This window comes from Mesorhizobium sp. M3A.F.Ca.ET.080.04.2.1 (genome assembly GCF_003952525.1).
In the GTDB taxonomy this organism is placed as follows: domain Bacteria; phylum Pseudomonadota; class Alphaproteobacteria; order Rhizobiales; family Rhizobiaceae; genus Mesorhizobium.
This window is the reverse complement of record NZ_CP034451.1, coordinates 4,839,962-4,856,712: the sequence shown is the minus strand read 5'-3', so window position 1 is coordinate 4,856,712 and position 16,751 is coordinate 4,839,962. Positions and strand designations below refer to the sequence as shown.

Annotated in this window: 13 protein-coding genes and 1 tRNA gene; 8 read left to right on the top strand and 6 right to left on the bottom strand. The window is 63.7% G+C overall.

Features of this window, described 5'->3' with window-relative positions; genetic code table 11:
* Positions 1–13: 13 nt before the first annotated feature.
* Entirely contained in the window at positions 14–745 is a 732-nt protein-coding gene (locus EJ074_RS23130) for a tellurite resistance TerB family protein (protein WP_095806274.1), read from the bottom strand.
* 117 nt (positions 746–862) lie between these two features.
* Positions 863–1,792: a rhodanese-related sulfurtransferase gene (locus EJ074_RS23125; protein ID WP_095806474.1), complete on the bottom strand. Its 930-nt coding sequence runs from the start codon at positions 1,790–1,792 to the stop codon at positions 863–865.
* 160 nt (positions 1,793–1,952) lie between these two features.
* Between EJ074_RS23125 and EJ074_RS23120 the strand changes: the two genes are divergently transcribed.
* The 3 genes from EJ074_RS23120 (at position 1,953) to EJ074_RS23110 (ending at position 4,763) form a co-directional block, all read left to right on the top strand.
* Positions 1,953–2,591 (top strand): 2-dehydro-3-deoxy-phosphogluconate aldolase, encoded by a 639-nt coding sequence (locus EJ074_RS23120; protein WP_095806275.1) that lies wholly within the window; start codon positions 1,953–1,955, stop codon positions 2,589–2,591.
* Between the two features lie 362 nt (positions 2,592–2,953).
* Positions 2,954–4,429, top strand: coding sequence for a hypothetical protein (locus tag EJ074_RS23115; RefSeq protein WP_245454745.1), 1,476 nt, complete (start codon positions 2,954–2,956; stop codon positions 4,427–4,429).
* A 127-nt stretch (positions 4,430–4,556) separates the two neighbouring features.
* Complete coding sequence (locus tag EJ074_RS23110) at positions 4,557–4,763, top strand: hypothetical protein (protein WP_095806276.1); 207 nt, start codon at positions 4,557–4,559, stop codon at positions 4,761–4,763.
* Positions 4,764–4,871: 108 nt separating this feature from the next.
* Here EJ074_RS23110 and EJ074_RS23105 read toward each other — a convergent pair.
* Positions 4,872–4,946 (bottom strand) — tRNA-Val (locus EJ074_RS23105).
* A gap of 116 nt (positions 4,947–5,062) precedes the next feature.
* On the bottom strand, positions 5,063–5,425 hold the full coding sequence (locus tag EJ074_RS23100; RefSeq protein WP_129554087.1) for a response regulator: 363 nt from the start codon (positions 5,423–5,425) through the stop codon (positions 5,063–5,065).
* Positions 5,426–5,575: 150 nt separating this feature from the next.
* On the opposite strand from EJ074_RS23100, the gene EJ074_RS23095 reads away from it, so the two are divergent.
* On the top strand, positions 5,576–6,532 hold the full coding sequence (locus EJ074_RS23095) for an N-formylglutamate amidohydrolase (RefSeq protein ID WP_095806277.1): 957 nt from the start codon (positions 5,576–5,578) through the stop codon (positions 6,530–6,532).
* A gap of 299 nt (positions 6,533–6,831) precedes the next feature.
* A complete protein-coding gene (gene hisN, locus EJ074_RS23090; RefSeq protein WP_095806278.1) occupies positions 6,832–7,605 on the top strand; it encodes a histidinol-phosphatase in 774 nt (257 codons plus the stop codon).
* A gap of 34 nt (positions 7,606–7,639) precedes the next feature.
* On the opposite strand, the gene EJ074_RS23085 is transcribed toward hisN, so the two are convergent.
* Positions 7,640–8,596 (bottom strand): alpha/beta hydrolase, encoded by a 957-nt coding sequence (locus EJ074_RS23085; RefSeq protein ID WP_095806477.1) that lies wholly within the window; start codon positions 8,594–8,596, stop codon positions 7,640–7,642.
* Between the two features lie 467 nt (positions 8,597–9,063).
* Between EJ074_RS23085 and EJ074_RS23080 the strand changes: the two genes are divergently transcribed.
* Entirely contained in the window at positions 9,064–9,531 is a 468-nt protein-coding gene (locus EJ074_RS23080; protein ID WP_095806478.1) for an Hsp20 family protein, read from the top strand.
* Between the two features lie 125 nt (positions 9,532–9,656).
* Positions 9,657–10,409: a sulfite exporter TauE/SafE family protein gene (locus tag EJ074_RS23075; protein WP_095806279.1), complete on the top strand. Its 753-nt coding sequence runs from the start codon at positions 9,657–9,659 to the stop codon at positions 10,407–10,409.
* Positions 10,410–10,417: 8 nt separating this feature from the next.
* Here the strand turns inward: EJ074_RS23075 and EJ074_RS23070 are convergent, their stop codons facing one another.
* Complete coding sequence (locus tag EJ074_RS23070; RefSeq protein WP_095806280.1) at positions 10,418–11,470, bottom strand: low specificity L-threonine aldolase; 1,053 nt, start codon at positions 11,468–11,470, stop codon at positions 10,418–10,420.
* Between the two features lie 489 nt (positions 11,471–11,959).
* Here EJ074_RS23070 and gltB point away from each other — a divergent pair, with 489 nt between their 5' ends.
* Positions 11,960–16,681, top strand: coding sequence for a glutamate synthase large subunit (gene gltB / locus EJ074_RS23065; protein WP_095806281.1), 4,722 nt, complete (start codon positions 11,960–11,962; stop codon positions 16,679–16,681).
* Positions 16,682–16,751 lie beyond the last annotated feature (70 nt).

Genomic DNA, 16,751 nt, shown 5'->3' with positions numbered 1-16,751 from the left:
TTACCAAGCTGGGCTACCAGCGCGGATTGGGCGAGGTTCCCGCCGGCACCTTGGCAGCCGCCACTGTCGCCTCGACATGGTCGACCAGCGCGTCCGGCAGGCCGAGGCGGCCAGCGAGCAGGTCGAGATAGCCGCGCTCGGTGCGGGTATCGGGATCGATGGTGAGGCGCGAGGCGGTATAAAGTTCGAGCTTCTGTGCGTCGGTCTTGGCGCTTGCGACCAGCGTGTCGAGGTCGAGCGGGCGCTCGAGCTCGTCCATCAGGAACTTTTCCGCTTCCGCGCCGATGCCGGCAAGCTTGAGCTTGTCGGCAATCTTTTGCCGCTCCTCGTCGTCTATGTGACCATCGGCCTTTGCCGCCGAGATCATCGCCCGCACCAGGGTCAGGGTGAACTCGTCCTCGCCCTGCGGCGCCTGCGAGGGATGGAAAGCGGTATCGGCCGGCGGCGGCAGCAGTTCGGGCTCGCCGGCTGCCGGTGCCTGGGCCGGTTGCTGTCCGCTTTTGTAGTTCTGGTAGGCCTTGTAGGCGAGGCCGCCGATAGCGGCCAGTCCGCCGAGCTTGATGGCGGCACCCGTCACTTCCCGGCCGGCGCCTGTGCCGAGCAGCACGGCGGCCAGCGCGCCGGCGGCCAGCGGATTGTCCTTTGCCATCTGCACCGCCTGCCCCGCCTTGTCGCGGACCGTCGATCCCGTGCCAGGAACTTGCGAGCCGAGAAGATCGTCGAGCAGCTTCTTGGGGTCGAGCATCAATGCCTCCAGAATTGGCCCGGCCGAATACGCCGGGCGGGGTGTCGGACCGGCAAGAGGTAGGCTTCAGGCTTTGACATTACAATGACGGGAAGCGTTTTGGTGAAACTGCGGCGCTCAGCTTCCGATGTGACGCCTGCCGCCGCGCGCTTGAGCCATTTCCACCTGGCGATGACGCTCGGCATAGCGGGCGCGGTCCTCGTCCGAACGCGTCTCGAAGCAATGCGGACAGGAAATGCCGGCGGCATAGCGCGGCGAAAGCCGGTCCTCGACGGTGAGCGGATGCCGGCAGGCGCGGCAGAGTTCGGCCTCGCCCTCGGCCAAGCCATGCGACACGGACACCCGCTCGTCGAAGACGAAGCACTCCCCCTGCCACAGGCTTTCGGCGGCGGGTACGTCTTCGAGATATTTCAGGATGCCGCCCTTGAGATGAAAGACGTTCTGAAAGCCGAGAGACTTCACATAGGCCGTGGCCTTCTCGCAGCGTATCCCTCCGGTGCAGAACATCGCGACCTTGCGGCCCTCGAGTTCCTCTCGGTGCTGTTCCACCCAGGCCGGAAATTCACGAAAGCTGGCGGTTTTCGGATCGATCGCGCCCTTGAATGTACCGATCGATACCTCGTAGGCATTGCGCGTGTCGATCACCAGCGTATCCGTATCCGAGATCAGCGCATTCCAGTCCGCCGGCGCGACATAGGTGCCGGCGCTTGTCGCAGGATCGATATCGTCTATGCCCATGGTGACGATCTCGCGCTTCAGCCGAACCTTCATGCGATGGAAGGGCATCTCGGCCGCGCCGCTGTATTTGACCTCCAGGCCGGCCAGCGCTTCGATCGCCTGAAGGTGGTCGATCAAGGCGGCGATCGCGTCTTCGCTGCCTGCGACCGTGCCGTTGATGCCCTCATGCGCCAACAGCAGCGTGCCTTTGATGCCGCGGCCGCAGCAGAAGGCCGCAAGCGGCGCGCGCAAGGCCTCGAGGCCCTCAAGTCGGGCAAACCTGTAAAGCGCGGCGACGCGGACCGGCTGAATTTCCTTGGCTGTTGTCATGGCCATGCCACTAGACCGTGCTGAAAGCGGTTTCAAGGCAGGGGAAAATGGGCCCGGCTTTGCGGTCCGCTGCGTGACATCGCGACACGCCTGCCTTCGTGGACTTGGGATACCCCATCTGCTAATCGGTTGAAATCGATCGGAACGGAGAGACCAGCGAATGCCCAGCAAGACCGAGAAGCTCCTGTCGCTGCTCAACGGCCAGCCGGTCATTCCGGTGCTCAAGATCGCAAGTGTTGCCGATGCCGTGCCGCTTGCACGGGCTCTTGCGCGCGGCGGCCTGCCGGCGATCGAGATCACCCTGCGCACCGCCGACGCGCTGGAAGCGATCCGCCGCGTGGCCGCCGAAGTCGAGGAGGCTGTTGTCGGCGCCGGCACCATTCTCGACGCACAGCAGTTCGACGAGGCAGCGCGCGCCGGCTCGAAATTCATCGTCAGCCCCGGCGTCACCGGCCAGCTTCTCGATGCTGTAAAGGACAGTGCCGTGCCGCTTCTGCCCGGCGCCATCACGCCCGGCGAAATCCTGGCCGCGCGCGAGGCTGGTCTGCGCTTCCTGAAGTTCTTCCCGGCCGAGCAGTCCGGCGGCATCGCCTCGCTGAAGGCCTTCGCCTCGCCGCTCGCCGACGTGAAGTTCTGCCCCACCGGCGGCATCACCGCCAAGAATGCTCCCGACTATCTCAGTCTGCCCAACGTCATTTGCGTCGGCGGCTCGTGGGTGGCGCCGGACGATCTCATCAAGGCCGGCAAGTGGGACGAGATCGAAGCGCTTGCGCGTGAGGCCAGCAGGCTGAAGAAATAGCCCCTCCCCCGGCGCAAATCCGACCGCCTTTCGCCGATCTGGCAACGGGCTTGGGGTGCAGTCAGCAGCAGACCTTGACCTTCTCCACATTCCCTGGCGGCGGTGAGCCGAGTGCATCACCAATCTGGTCATGCAATGCCCCGTTGACGACAACGGTTTCGGCCTGCCTCGCTGCCACGCAGCCGATGCGGCCGAGCAAGAAACCGATGCCAATAAAGTGTTCGTCATGAATTTCCCCAGGTGGGGACGTGGGCGATTTAATCTGCCAATGAATTTCTCACCAACACTATCGCAGCGACAAGCAAGGGCGACTCAGGCGGACCTTCACCGGCATCCGCCTGGCAGCAAACCGGAATAGAAGAATGCACGGCTTCGCGGCGATTTTGAAAAGGGCGATCCTCGCCAAGGCGCCCGGCGACCCGCGATCGATGTTGATCGCCGTCAACAGGAACGACGGGCTCGGCGGTCGCCTGCTGGCGATGGCGAACGCCAAATCCCTGGCCGACAGGCTTGGCTACCGCTTCGGCTTCAGCTGGAACAGCAAGGCCGTCACCGACCAGCAATCCCACACGGTCGACGTGGTCGAAAAGATATTCTCGGCCGAGTTCATCGATCGGTATTGGCTGGGCGACAAGATCAAGGCGTCCAAATTTGGCGTGCTCGGCGGGGCTCCTTTCACACCGTCGGACCTCGATGCCGTAGCAAGGCAGGGCAAGCTGCGCGGCTGGGTCTGCGATCATTTCGACGTCCTCGACTACTTCCGTGACGGTGGGGCCGAACCGGTCCGCAGATCCGAAGCCCTGCGGAGCTTCGGCTTCTCGCGCGAGGTGCGGCAGGCGCTTGAAGCCGCCGGCAAATGCCGCTTCCCCGGCCCAATGGCCGCCCTTCACCTGCGCAGCGGTGACATCATCTACGGTCATCATCGCCGACGGCTGGTTTTCGCCGAGAAGGCCATCCCGTCCACCTTGGCCAAAGCGATCGTTGCGGAGCTTTCAGCCCGGGGACTGAGAACGCTTCTGATCGGCCAGGATCGCACCACGCTCGATTATCTCAAGGCCGAGACAGGAGCATGGCGGACCGACGATTTCGGCGCCGGCGAATTCAACGACGAGACCCAGCATACCTTCTTTGAAATGGCGCTGATGGCCAGATGCCAGCAGATCCATGCAGGAGGCAGCATCTACGCGGCGGTTGCGTCGGCGATGGGTGATGTGCCCAGCGCTGCCGCGGTTTTCGGCAATTCCCAGGCTTCCGGGATCATCCTCGAGGAGTTGCGCAAGCATGGGTCCGACTACCATCCGCTCGATGCCGCCTTCGGATATCAATGGGCCTTCCTGGCCATGGAAGACGATCTGAGCCCCGCGCGGGCAAGAGAAATCCTGGAGAGGGCATCGGCGCTGGATCCGGCAAACGACGCCTATGACCTGAAATTCGCCGCGGTGTGCTTTCGCCAAGGCGACCATGCTGCCGGCGAGGCCAGGCTGAAATCATTGATGGGGAGCCAACACGGGAGCCGGACGCGCAGGAGGATCCTGCCGATGCTGGAGCTCTTGATCAAGGTGGTTGGGGGGCGCTGCATGTTCACCAGGGACCTTGAGGCTTTCCTTGCCGCGGCAAGGGCCGGGCATCCGCACGCCATGGCCTGCGCGGCCTACATGCTGGCCGACATAGCGGGAGAGGCGCGGCAGGCGCTGGAGATGGCGACGAGGCTGGTTGAGGCAGAGCCGAACAACCGAATCTTCCGGCAAATCAGGCGTCGTGCAGCGCAGGGCAAGAAGCCGAGGTCGGGCCGGCTGGCGAAGGCGCGCTGGCGGCTGGGCCTGCTGCGCTGGCGCTGATCCCTTCGACGATCGTGTCGGTCACCGGCATCTTTTTTCGCCGGCGTCTCGAAATTTCCGTGAACCATTTCCTTGGGGCATGCGACCCAGCGCTGCACAACCAAAGCGGTTCCACCAAGGAGAGCATATGAACTACGCTGTTTCGAGAAACGTCTTCCTCGCCGTCGTCGCCGTTTCGCTACTGGCCGGCTGCAAGACAACCACCACAAGGACCTGCGACCAGCTGAAGCCGACCGTCACCTACCACGGCAAGTGCTGCGGGGTGGGCGATGCGCCCTGCCGCGAAGGCAAGGGCGGCAACCAGGGGCATTCACCTGATCCGACGCCGCAATAAGCCGCCAGACCGTTCTCGCCTGCCCTGGTCCTGCCGGGGCGGGCGGAGCCGTAGCCGTGCTCTCACAAGACGGCAATCGGCGTCTATCGATCAATTGGTTTGGCTGGATGGTGGGCGTGACAAGGATTGAACTTGTGACCCCTGCAATGTCAATGCAGTGCTCTCCCGCTGAGCTACACGCCCATCCGAAGCCGCGCATACACCATTTTTGGTTCGGCGCGTCAATAGCAGGAATGGGAAAAGAAAGCTTCGCTTTGCCGCACCGGCGGGAGCCGCCGATGCGACGCCCGACGAATATTTCAGGCCGCCTGCAGCATCTTCTCGACCTCGTTGACGAGGTCGCGCAGATGGAACGGCTTCGACAGCACCTTGGCGTCTTTCGGCGCCTTGGAGTCCGGGTTGAGCGCGACCGCGGCGAAGCCGGTGATGAACATCACCTTGAGGTCGGGATCGATCTCGGTGGCGCGACGGGCAAGCTCGATGCCGTCCATCTCCGGCATGACGATGTCGGTCAGAAGCAGCGAGAAAGGCTCCTCGCGCAACCGCTCATAGGCGCTGGCGCCATTGTCGAAATCGCTGACCTGATAGCCGGCGCGCTCGAGCGCCTTGACCAGGAACCGGCGCATATCCTCGTCGTCTTCCGCCAGCAGAATGCGTGCCATCATATCCCGTCCGAATCACCCGCCCCAAGCCTGCCGCCGGGCAAGCCCGTTAACCATCCTGTATATGAGGATGTGACGGTAAACATCAAGTGAACGATGGGCGTATCAGGCCTACTTCCAAGGGGCGTTCCGGCTACCGAAAAGCTGGACATGCGGGCCCCGGAATGGCAGGCTTCAAATCATGATGCAGTGCTGTTTCCTGGTTCGTTCAAATTGAAGACGGCAGCCGAGGATTTTTCGGTCGTTCCACCCTTCGAAATCCGATCGGGCGCCGAGCAACGCGTCCCCTTCCTCTTCAACTCGCCGCACAGCGGCCGCCACTATCCCGAACGCTTCCTTGCCATGGCGCGGCTGGACCGCAATGCCATCCGCCGCTCGGAAGATTGCTATGTCGATGAGCTGTTCGGTGGCGCCGTTGCGCTCGGCGCGCCGTTGCTGGCGGCAAACTTCCCGCGCGCCTATCTCGACGTCAACCGCGAGCCCTGGGAACTCGATCCGCGCATGTTCGCGGAACCGGTGCCATCCTTCTGCAACATCCGCTCGGCCCGCGTCGCCGGCGGCCTGGGCACCGTGCCCAAGCTGGTTGGCGAGGGTCTCGACATCTATCCCGGGCGCTTGCCGCTGGCCGAGGCCGTCGGGCGTATCGAGACCGTCTACAAGCCCTATCACGAAACGCTGAAGCGGTTGCTGACGCGGACCCATGCCAGGTTCGGCTATGCCGTGCTGATCGACTGCCACTCCATGCCGGCCAGCATCCGGGTCGGCGACAACGGGGCGCGGCCGGACTTCATCATCGGCGACCGCTTCGGGATTTCGGCGAGCGCGGCGCTGACCGAGACGGCAATCGGCCTGCTTACCGGCCTGGGCTACACGGTCGCGCACAACAAGCCCTATGCAGGCGGCTTCATCACTGAGCACTACGGTCGGCCCGCGCGTCATCTGCATGCCCTGCAGATCGAGGTCAATCGCGGCCTTTACATGAATGAGCGGACATTTCAGAAGTCAGGCGGCTTCGATGCACTCGCCGACGATCTGACGCGATTTGCGGCCGACCTCATGTCGATGCCCGACCATCACTTCGTCGACCTGCCGCTTGCCGCGGAGTGATGAGCCGATAGCGGGTCAAAAAAAGACCGCATCGTTTTCACGACACGGTCGAAGTCTAGGGAGGAAACGCCCAAGGAGGGCATGGACAGGACAGCCTGTCCAAGAACAAAACTATTGTGCGATGCACAAATGTCAATCGACTTCAGTCTTTTTTGATTCAACATGATGTGGAAATTGCGATTCGTTGACGCGTACGTGGCATTCGGGCAACAGTTGCCGCGGCGTTAGGCAGGCCCAAGGGCCTTGTCCCAGCCCGGAAACAGCGGCAAACGACAGGTTGCTGCAAGCGGGAGAATCACGTGGATATCAGCATCGACTTCATGCGGCGTATCGCGCATGCCGCCGCCGCCGAGACCTTGCCGCGCTTTCGCAGCCAGGGCGCCGTGACCAACAAGGAGGCTGCCAGCTTCGATCCCGTGACGGAAGCGGACCGCGAAGCCGAACGGGCCATCCGGTCACTGATTTCCGCGGAATTTCCTGAGCACGGCATCCTCGGCGAGGAGCACGGCAGCGAAAATATCGCCAGCCGCCATGTCTGGGTCATCGACCCGATCGACGGCACACGTGCCTTCATCTCCGGACTGCCGGTGTGGGGCACGCTGATCGGGCTGACGGTCGACGGGGATGCCGTCGCCGGTCTGATGTCGCAGCCCTTCACCGGCGAGCTGTTCTACGCCAATGGCTCGGGATCGCACTATGAAGGTCCGGGCGGACCGCGCCGGCTCGCCACCCGCAAGACGACGGAGCTTGCCAAGGCGACGCTGTTCACCACCACGCCGGCGCTGTTCAAGGGCGACGCGCGCTTGCGCTATGATGCCTTCGAAAAGCAGGTCCAGCTCGCCCGTTACGGCACCGACTGCTATGCTTTCGCAATGGTCGCGGCGGGAAGCGTCGACATCGTCGCCGATCCAGGGCTGAAGCCTTATGATATCGTGGCGTTGATCCCGATCATCGAGAAGGCCGGCGGTGTCGTGACCACCTTCGAGGGCGGACCGGCGGAAAATGGCGGCGACATACTGGCCGCCGCAACGCCGGAGTTGCACGCCGCGGCGATGGCCGCGCTGCGGAACTGATCGGCAGTCGGGGCAAGCGGCTGCGATCGGGCGATCAGTCGGCGTCGCCGGTTCCCGGAATGAAGGCATCGAAGGCCGCGAGAAGCTGCTCGCGATAGAGATCCCTTTCCTGCAGGATCTCATGACGAGCGCCGTCGATCATCAGCAGCGAACCGACGCGCAGCCGCCTCGCATAGACCTCAACCGCCTTTGTGGAGACGACCTGGTCGGCGCCGGCGGCGACGATCAGCATCGGCACCTGGATCCTTGCCATGAAGCCGGGATCGCTGATCGCCTCGGAAGCCTTGGCGGCAGCCCTCAGCCAGCGAATGGTCGGGCCGCCAAGAGCCAGCTCCGGGTACGTCTCGTAGATGCGCGTGTTGCGCCTGTAGCGCTGCGGATCCGACGTCACCTTGTTGGCTTCGAAGGGCAAGGTTTCTCTTGGCCGAGGCCCCCACGCGGCATAGAGGCGGCCAAGGCCGAGCCAGCAAAGCACCGTGCAGATGCGCCGCACGGTGGTGATCGAGACCGGCAGATCCGGCAGGGTCAGGAATGGCGCAATCAGCACCATGCGCCGCACCCGGTTGACCATTGAAGGCGAGGCAAGCAGCGCAACCACCGCTCCGGCCGAGTGGGCCAGGATGTAATAGGGGCCGCGGCAATCCGGCAGCACCACCTCTCCAAAGAACTGCTCCAGATCCCCGGCATAGTCGAAGAAGCTGCGGACATAGCCGCGCTGCCGGTTGCGGATCAGCCGGCTTGATCCACCCTGGCCGCGCCAGTCGAGTGTGGCGACGCCGAAGCCTCGGTCGGCAAGGTTGCGGATGGTCTCGAAATATTTTTCGATGCACTCGTTGCGGCCGGTGAGCAGCACCACCGTGCCCTGCAGCGGCCGGGAGACGGCGCCGAACACGCCGTAGCGAATTTTCTTGCCGTCGCGGGTGGTGAAGAGCCCGCCGCCGGCGTTCTGCGGTGCCGGGTTGTCCTCGGTCTGATGGAAGAGATCCGTCATTCGGCGCTTCGTCGCGTTGTCGCCCGATTGTTTCTCAGCCGCCTGGGGCGAGGCGTCGGCATGGTGATAGACGGCCATGCGGCAAAAGCAAAGGCGTTGTGGGAATTGCCCTGAACAGGGAAGGCCGGAAGCACCTGTGGCGCTTCCGGCCTCTGTCGATCCGGGAGGAAGGGACGTTAGCACCCGGCTCGGCCTCATGCGGCGCCAACAGCGTCGCTTGTCTGGGATCCTGGCCACAGAACTAGCGCATCGTGGCTGAACGGATGCCGAAGCCGCGGTTCATCTGGCGTTCATCGGCGCGCAGGTCCCGCCAATTTGATCGGTTGAAAAAGTCTTGAAATGGCTTTTGCCCATCCCCAAATGACTTTTGCGGCCGCCAACCATGGGGTCGCTGGCCCATCCGGAACGCCTTTGAAGGGTTTCGCACCGGCCATACGCAAACCATGTTGCTCACAGGAGAACACACCATGCGTCACGTTGATTTTTCCCCGCTTTATCGTTCGACCGTCGGCTTCGACCGGCTGTTCACCATGCTCGATTCGCTCGGCCAGCCCGAGACCGCGCAGACCTATCCGCCCTATAACATCGAGCGCACCGGCGAGAACGCCTATCGCATCTCGATGGCCGTCGCCGGTTTCTCGGAAGACGAGATCTCGATCGAGGCGCACCGCAATGTGCTGACCGTCAAGGGTGAACGCAAGGAAGAGGGCAATGGCGAAGGTTCCGAGCTGCTCTACCGCGGCATCGCCTCGAGGGCCTTCGAGCGCCGCTTCCAGCTCGCCGACCATGTCGAGGTCGAGGGCGCCACGCTGAAGAACGGACTGCTCTTCGTCGACCTCAAGCGCAACATTCCCGAGGAGCTGAAGCCGCGCAAGATCGCTATCACCTCGTCTTCGGACAAGGCCAAGCAGATCGAAGCCAAGGCCGCGGCGTAACCCAGGAAAAGAGCCGTCTTGTTCCCAGACGAAGCGGCGCCGCGAGGCGCCGCTTTTTCCTTGTGCCATCGGCAACCGGCGCTTGTGGCCCTTTTGAAGCCCGTATTGCCCGTTCATGAAGGGCCATGTTCGATTCTTCCCTGGCTCTCACCTCCACCATCGCAATCACCTTCCTGCTGGCGGGCATCGTCAAGGGCGTCACAGGCATGGGGCTGCCGACGCTGGCCATGGGATTGCTCGGCACTGTCATGCCGCCGGTCACCGCCGCCTCGCTGCTGATCGCTCCATCCTTCATCACCAATGTCTGGCAACTGTTCGCCGGCCCAAGCGTCGCTGCGATCCTGCGCCGGCTCTGGCTGATGATGGTGGGCATCGTGCTCGGCACCGTTGCAGGTTCGCAACTGCTCGCCAGCGACAATGTCGAATGGACGACCGCCGGCCTCGGCGCCGCGCTCGTGCTCTACGCTGCCTACACGCTGCTGGCTCGGCAGCCCAGCGTTCCCGCGAAAGCCGAGCGCTGGTCTTCCCCCTTTGTCGGCTTTCTCACCGGCCTTGTCACCGGCGGCACCGGAGTGTTCGTGGTTCCAGCCGTTCCCTACATCCAGGCGCTCGGCCTGAGCCGGGACGATCTCATCCAGGCGCTCGGCCTTTCCTTCACGGTTTCCACCATCGCCTTGGCGCTGGGCCTTGCATCGCATGGCGCCTTCGATGTCGGACATCTGGCGATGTCGTCGCTTGCGGTAGCGCCTGCCTTGCTCGGCATGTGGCTGGGGCAGGTGCTGCGGCAGCGGATCAGTCCGGCGACGTTCCGCCGCTGGTTCCTGATGTTCCTGATCCTGCTGGGGCTCGAGCTTTTGACGCGGCCCATTTTCGCCTAGACCAGAGTTTATCCAGCCAGCAACCGACCGAGGCGATCGACTTCTTCTGTCGTGGTCGCGAAGCTGGCGACGAAGCGATAGATCGCTTCGCTGTCGCCGAGGTGGCCATCAAAACCCTGCGGCACGCCCCATTCATAAAACTTGGCACCGGCCGCCTGCAGCCGTTCGGCAACGGCGCGGTCGAGGACGGCGAACACTTCGTTGGCCTGCGGCAGCCAGGCGAGCCTGCCCGCCGGCGCGTCCTCGATCGTCTCGCCCAGATGCGCAGCCATGGCATTGGCGTGACGCGCCATTCTCAGCCACAGTTCGTCGGTGAAATAGGCTTCGAACTGGGCCGAGATGAAGCGCGCCTTGGAAAAGGTCTGCCCGGCGCGCTGGCGCAACAGGCGCAGATCCCGACCGAGGTCGGGATTGAGGATGACGACCGCGTCGGCCATCCAGCAACCATTCTTGGTCGCACCGAAGGAGACGAGGTCGACGCCGCTCTTCCAGGTCATTTCAGCGGGCGAGACACCGGTGGCGGCGATCGCGTTGGCAAAGCGGGCACCATCCATGTGGAGCGGCAGCCCGTGCCGGCGACTGACCTCGGCAATCGCCTTGACGTCGTCCACGGTATAGACCGTGCCGACTTCCGTCGCCTGGGTGATGGTCACCGCCATCGGCTGGCCGGCGGGCGCGAGATCGCGCGAATAGCGCCTGATTGCCGTGTCGAGAGCATGCGGGTGGATGCGCCCCAAAGGCCCGGGCACGGGCGCCATGCGTGCTCCGCCGGTGTAAAAACCCGCCGCGCCGAATTCATCGACATTCATATGTGCTTCGGAATGGCAAAGCGCGATCCCGCCGATGCGGTTCAACGCCGCCATCGAGAGCGCGTTGGCTGCCGTGCCGGTCGCCACGAACAACACTTGAACGTCGCGTTCGAAGATCTCGCTGAAGCGCTGGTAGACGGCGCGGTCCAGGTCGCCGTCGCCGTAGGCGGTTGCAATGCCGGTGGCGTGGCGGGACAGGTTGGCCGAAATGTCGGGATGGACGCCCGCCCAGTTGTCGGATGCAAAGAACATCGAATGGTCCGTAGCTGATTGCTGAAACGGGCGCGACTTGATCGCTTTGGTTTTCCAAGCGCAAGGGCCAGCCGGCTCAAAACCGGTAAAGCCAGTCCTCTGACGGAAACGATCGAGACCGAAGCTTTCGTGTTGCGCCATTCTCACGAAATTTTGTGTCGCCGCCGAGCCAAGTTTTTTGTGAATCGGTCTTGTGCGCTCCCCTGATTTCTGTCATAAAAATTTAGGACAGTAGTGCTGTCTTATTTTATCGCGCAAAGCAGGCTGGACTGGCGTATCATTGCTGCCATCCCGGCCATTGTCGCGAGCGATGGGTAGACGGCTCGGCTCTGGCCTGTACGATACCGGATGCGAACCGGGCGTATAGCCGTATGGTTCGGTAGATTTCGCGAGACGTGCAGCAAGGATGAAGGGAAGCGTTGCGCTTCCCAAGGCAAACCAGCGCCCGAAGGCAATCAGCGCCAAGAGGACGGAACGGAGGACAGGACGATGACGCAACTGACGCCATCTGCGATCGACGGCCAGGCCGCGCAGACGAAAGCGGCAGCCGTCAAAAATCTGACCCGCACCGCCGACGGTCCCACCGCACAAGGCCTTTACGATCCGCGCAACGAGCATGACGCCTGCGGCGTCGGCTTCATCGTCAACATGAAAGGCGCCAAGTCGCACCAGATTGTCGAGGACGGTCTGGCGATGCTGGAAAACCTCACCCATCGCGGCGCCGTCGGCGCCGATCCGCTGGTCGGTGACGGCGCCGGCGTTCTGGTGCAGATTCCGGACCGGTTCTTCCGCGAGGAGATGGCGGCCCGGGGCGTCGAACTGCCTCCTGCCGGCCAATACGGCATCGGCCACTGGTTCATGCCGCAGGACGCGACCCTTCGTTCCCATATCGAGGACATCATCGCCGAAGCGGCGCAATCCGAAGGACTGCCGCTGCTCGGATTCCGCGATGTACCGGTCGACAATTCATCGCTGTCGAAGGCGCCCGGCATCGTGGCGTCCGAGCCGTTCCACCGGCAGGTATTCATCGGCCGCACGCCGGACATTCCCGATGACGAGGAGTACGAGGCAAGGCTCTATCTGCTGCGCAAGGTCATCTCCGGCCGCATCTACGCCGAGAACGACAACAAGGATATCGGCGCCTACTGCGTGTCGCTGTCGGCGCGCACCATCGTCTACAAGGGCATGTTCCTGGCCTATCAGGTCGGTGCCTATTACAGGGATCTGTCCGATCCGCGCTTCGAGACGGCGCTGATTCTGGTCCACCAGCGCTTCTCCACCAACACCTTTCCGTCGTGGAAGCTGGCGCATCCCTATCGCATGGTCGCGCATAACGGCGAGATCAACACGGTGCGCGGCAACAACAACTGGATGGCGGCGCGCCAGGCCTCCGTCGATTCCGAGCTGTTCGGCAACAACATCTCGAAGCTGTGGCCGATCTCCTACGAAGGCCAATCGGATACCGCCTGCTTCGACAACGCGCTCGAATTCCTGTTCCAGGGCGGCTACAGCCTCAGCCACGCCATGATGATGCTGATCCCCGAGGCCTGGGCCGGCAACAAGCTCATGGATCAGGACCGCAAGGCCTTCTACGAGTACCATGCCGCGCTGATGGAGCCGTGGGACGGACCGGCGGCGGTCGTCTTCACCGACGGGCGCCAGATCGGCGCCACGCTAGACCGCAACGGGCTGCGTCCGGCGCGCTACATCGTCACCGATGACGACCGCGTCATCATGGCTTCGGAAGCCGGCGTGCTGCCGGTGCCGGAGGACAAGATCGTCCAGAAGTGGCGCCTGCAGCCCGGCCGCATGCTGCTGATCGATCTCGCCAAGGGCCGCATCATCTCCGACGAGGAGATCAAGGCGGAGATCGCGACCAAGCACCCCTATAAGACCTGGCTCGCCAACACGCAGCTCATCCTGGAAGATCTGAAGCCGGTCGAGCCGCGCGCGCTGCGCAAGGACGTCAGCCTGCTCGATCGCCAGCAGGCCTTCGGCTACACGCAGGAAGACACCAAGCTTCTGATGGCGCCGATGGCCACCACCGGCCAGGAAGCGGTCGGCTCGATGGGCACCGACACGCCGATCTCGGCGATGTCGGACAAGTCGAAGCTGCTCTACACCTATTTCAAGCAGAACTTCGCCCAGGTCACCAACCCGCCGATCGACCCGATCCGCGAGGAATTGGTGATGAGCCTGGTGTCCTTTATCGGGCCGCGGCCTAACATTTTCGACCTGGTCGGCACGTCGCGCCGCAAGCGGCTGGAAGTGCGCCAGCCGATCCTGACGAATGGCGATCTCGAGAAGATCCGTTCCATCGGCCATACCGAGGACCGCTTCGACACCAAGACGATCGACATCACCTACGGCTCGAACGAGGGTGCGGGCGGCATGCAGGGCGCCATCGACAGGCTCTGCGAGCGGGCGGAGGCAGCGGTCGCCGGCGGCTACAACATCATCATCCTATCCGACCGCCAGGTGGGTCCGGACCGGATCGCCATCCCCGTGCTTCTGGCGACGGCGGCGGTGCACCACCACCTGATCCGCAAGGGTCTTCGCACCGCGGTCGGGCTGGTCGTGGAATCCGGCGAACCGCGTGAGGTGCATCATTTCTGCTGCCTCGCCGGCTATGGCGCCGAGGCGATCAACCCCTACCTCGCTTTCGACACGCTGCTCGACATGCACAAGCGCGGCGAACTGCCGGAAGAGGTCGACGAGCACGAGGTCGTCTCGCGCTACATCAAGTCGATCGGCAAGGGCATCCTCAAGGTGATGTCCAAGATGGGCATCTCGACCTATCAGTCCTACTGCGGCGCGCAGATCTTCGACGCCATAGGTCTGAAGTCGGACTTCGTCGAGAAGTATTTCACCGGCACGGCGACGCTGATCGAAGGTGTCGGTCTGGACGAAGTCGCCGCGGAAACGCTCAGCCGCCATTCCGATGCCTTCGGCAGCGATCCGGTGCTTCGCAACAGCCTCGAGGTCGGCGGCGAGTACATGTTCCGCATGCGCGGCGAGGCGCATATGTGGTCGCCGGATGCGGTCGCTACCTTGCAGCACGCCGTGCGCCAGGGCTCCTGGGACACGTTCAAGGAGTATTCGGCCCAGATCGACAGCGCGACCGCGCGGGCGCAGACCATCCGCGGCCTGTTCAAGATCAAGTTCGCCGAGGAAACCGGCCGCAAGAAGGTTGCCCTCGACGAGGTGATGCCGGCCTCCGAGATCGTCAAGCGCTTCTCGACCGGGGCGATGTCCTTCGGTTCGATCTCCAGGGAAGCGCACACCACCCTGGCGCGCGCCATGAACGCCATCGGCGGCAAGTCGAACACCGGCGAGGGCGGCGAAGAAGCCGATCGCTACCTGCCGCTGCCCGGCGGCGGCAAGAACCCGGAACGTTCCGCGATCAAGCAGGTCGCCTCGGGCCGGTTCGGCGTGACGGCGGAGTACCTGGTCAATTCCGATGTCATGCAGATCAAGGTCGCGCAGGGCGCCAAGCCCGGCGAAGGCGGCCAGTTGCCCGGCCACAAGGTCGACGCGACCATCGCCAAGGTCAGGCACTCGACGCCCGGCGTCGGCCTGATCTCACCGCCGCCGCATCACGACATCTATTCGATCGAGGATCTGGCGCAGCTGATCTACGACCTGAAGAACGTCAACCCGGCGGCCGATGTCTCGGTCAAGCTGGTGTCGGAGGTCGGGGTCGGAACGGTTGCAGCCGGCGTCGCCAAGGCGCGCGCCGATCACATCACCATCTCCGGCTATGACGGCGGCACCGGCGCCTCGCCGCTGACCTCGCTCAAGCATGCCGGCAGCCCATGGGAGATGGGCCTTGCCGAAACGCACCAGACGCTGGTGCTCAACGGTCTGCGCTCACGCATCGCGCTGCAGGTCGACGGCGGCCTGCGCACCGGGCGCGACGTCATTATCGGCGCGCTGCTCGGCGCCGACGAGTTCGGCTTCTCGACCGCGCCGCTGATCGCGGCGGGCTGCATCATGATGCGCAAGTGCCATCTCAACACCTGCCCTGTCGGCGTGGCGACGCAGGATCCGGTGCTGCGCAAGCGCTTCAAGGGTACGCCCGAGCACGTCATCAACTTCTTCTTCTATGTGGCCGAAGAGGTGCGCGCGCTGCTCGCCGAAATGGGTTTCACCCATCTCGACCAGATCATCGGCGACACCGATCTCCTGGAGAAGCGGGACGTCATCCAGCACTGGAAGGCGCGCGGGCTGGACTTCTCGAAGATGTTCTTCAAGCCCGATGCGCTGCACGATGCGCTGCACTGGACCGAGCGGCAGAAGCATCCGATCGACGACGTGCTCGACCGCAAGCTGATCGAACGGGCCAAGCCGGCGCTGGAAGCCAGGCAGCCCGTCACCATCGAGCTGCCGATCCGCAATGTCGACCGTTCGGCGGGCGCCATGCTGTCGGGCGAAGTCGCCAAGCGCTTCAAGCACAAGGGCCTTCGCGAGGACACGATCCAGGTGAAGCTCACCGGCACGGCCGGCCAGTCCTTCGGCGCCTTCCTTGCACGCGGCGTCTCCTTCGAGCTCGTCGGTGCAGGCAATGACTATGTCGGCAAAGGCTTGTCGGGCGGCCGCATCGTCATCCGGCCGCCGGAAGAGGCCAAGATCGTGGCGGCTGAATCGATCATCGTCGGCAACACCGTGCTTTACGGCGCCACGGAAGGCGAGGCCTATTTCGCCGGCGTCGCCGGCGAGCGCTTCGCCGTGCGCAATTCCGGCGTCGTCGCGGTCGTCGAAGGCGTGGGCGACCACGGCTGCGAATACATGACCGGCGGCATCGTCGTCGTCCTCGGCAAGACCGGCCGCAACTTCGCCGCCGGCATGTCGGGCGGCGTCGCCTATGTGCTGGACGAGAAGGGCGATTTCGCCGAACGCTGCAACATGGCCATGGTCGAGCTGGAGCCGGTTCCGGAAGAGGACGATTTGATGGAGAAGCTGCTCCATCACGGCGGCGACCTCGACCATAAGGGCCGCGTCGACGTCTCCGGCGACATGACCAGCCACGATGAGGAGCGGCTCTATCAGCTGATCTCGAACCATGTCCATTACACGGGTTCGGTGCGCGGTCGCGAGGTCCTCGATAACTGGCAGGCTTTCCGGCCGAAATTCCGGAAAATCATGCCGGTCGAGTACCGGCGCGCGCTGATCGAGATGGAACGCATGCGCATGAGCGTGGCGGCGGAATAGGCATCGGCCAGGCCGGGGAGATGAATCTCCGGCCGCCATCCTCACCAACAATCCTGGCCCCGGACTGCGG

What these genes read in the sequence shown, in the direction of transcription:
- EJ074_RS23130 (WP_095806274.1), bottom strand. Translation starts at nt 745, where the DNA reads ATGCTCGACCCCAAGAAGCTGCTCGACGATCTTCTCGGCTCGCAAGTT.
- EJ074_RS23125 (WP_095806474.1), bottom strand. Translation starts at nt 1,792, where the DNA reads ATGACAACAGCCAAGGAAATTCAGCCGGTCCGCGTCGCCGCGCTTTAC.
- EJ074_RS23120 (WP_095806275.1), top strand. Translation starts at nt 1,953, where the DNA reads ATGCCCAGCAAGACCGAGAAGCTCCTGTCGCTGCTCAACGGCCAGCCG.
- EJ074_RS23115 (WP_245454745.1), top strand. Translation starts at nt 2,954, where the DNA reads ATGCACGGCTTCGCGGCGATTTTGAAAAGGGCGATCCTCGCCAAGGCG.
- EJ074_RS23110 (WP_095806276.1), top strand. Translation starts at nt 4,557, where the DNA reads ATGAACTACGCTGTTTCGAGAAACGTCTTCCTCGCCGTCGTCGCCGTT.
- EJ074_RS23100 (WP_129554087.1), bottom strand. Translation starts at nt 5,425, where the DNA reads ATGGCACGCATTCTGCTGGCGGAAGACGACGAGGATATGCGCCGGTTC.
- EJ074_RS23095 (WP_095806277.1), top strand. Translation starts at nt 5,576, where the DNA reads ATGCGGGCCCCGGAATGGCAGGCTTCAAATCATGATGCAGTGCTGTTT.
- EJ074_RS23085 (WP_095806477.1), bottom strand. Translation starts at nt 8,596, where the DNA reads ATGACGGATCTCTTCCATCAGACCGAGGACAACCCGGCACCGCAGAAC.
- EJ074_RS23080 (WP_095806478.1), top strand. Translation starts at nt 9,064, where the DNA reads ATGCGTCACGTTGATTTTTCCCCGCTTTATCGTTCGACCGTCGGCTTC.
- EJ074_RS23075 (WP_095806279.1), top strand. Translation starts at nt 9,657, where the DNA reads ATGTTCGATTCTTCCCTGGCTCTCACCTCCACCATCGCAATCACCTTC.
- EJ074_RS23070 (WP_095806280.1), bottom strand. Translation starts at nt 11,470, where the DNA reads ATGTTCTTTGCATCCGACAACTGGGCGGGCGTCCATCCCGACATTTCG.
- gltB (WP_095806281.1), top strand. Translation starts at nt 11,960, where the DNA reads ATGACGCAACTGACGCCATCTGCGATCGACGGCCAGGCCGCGCAGACG.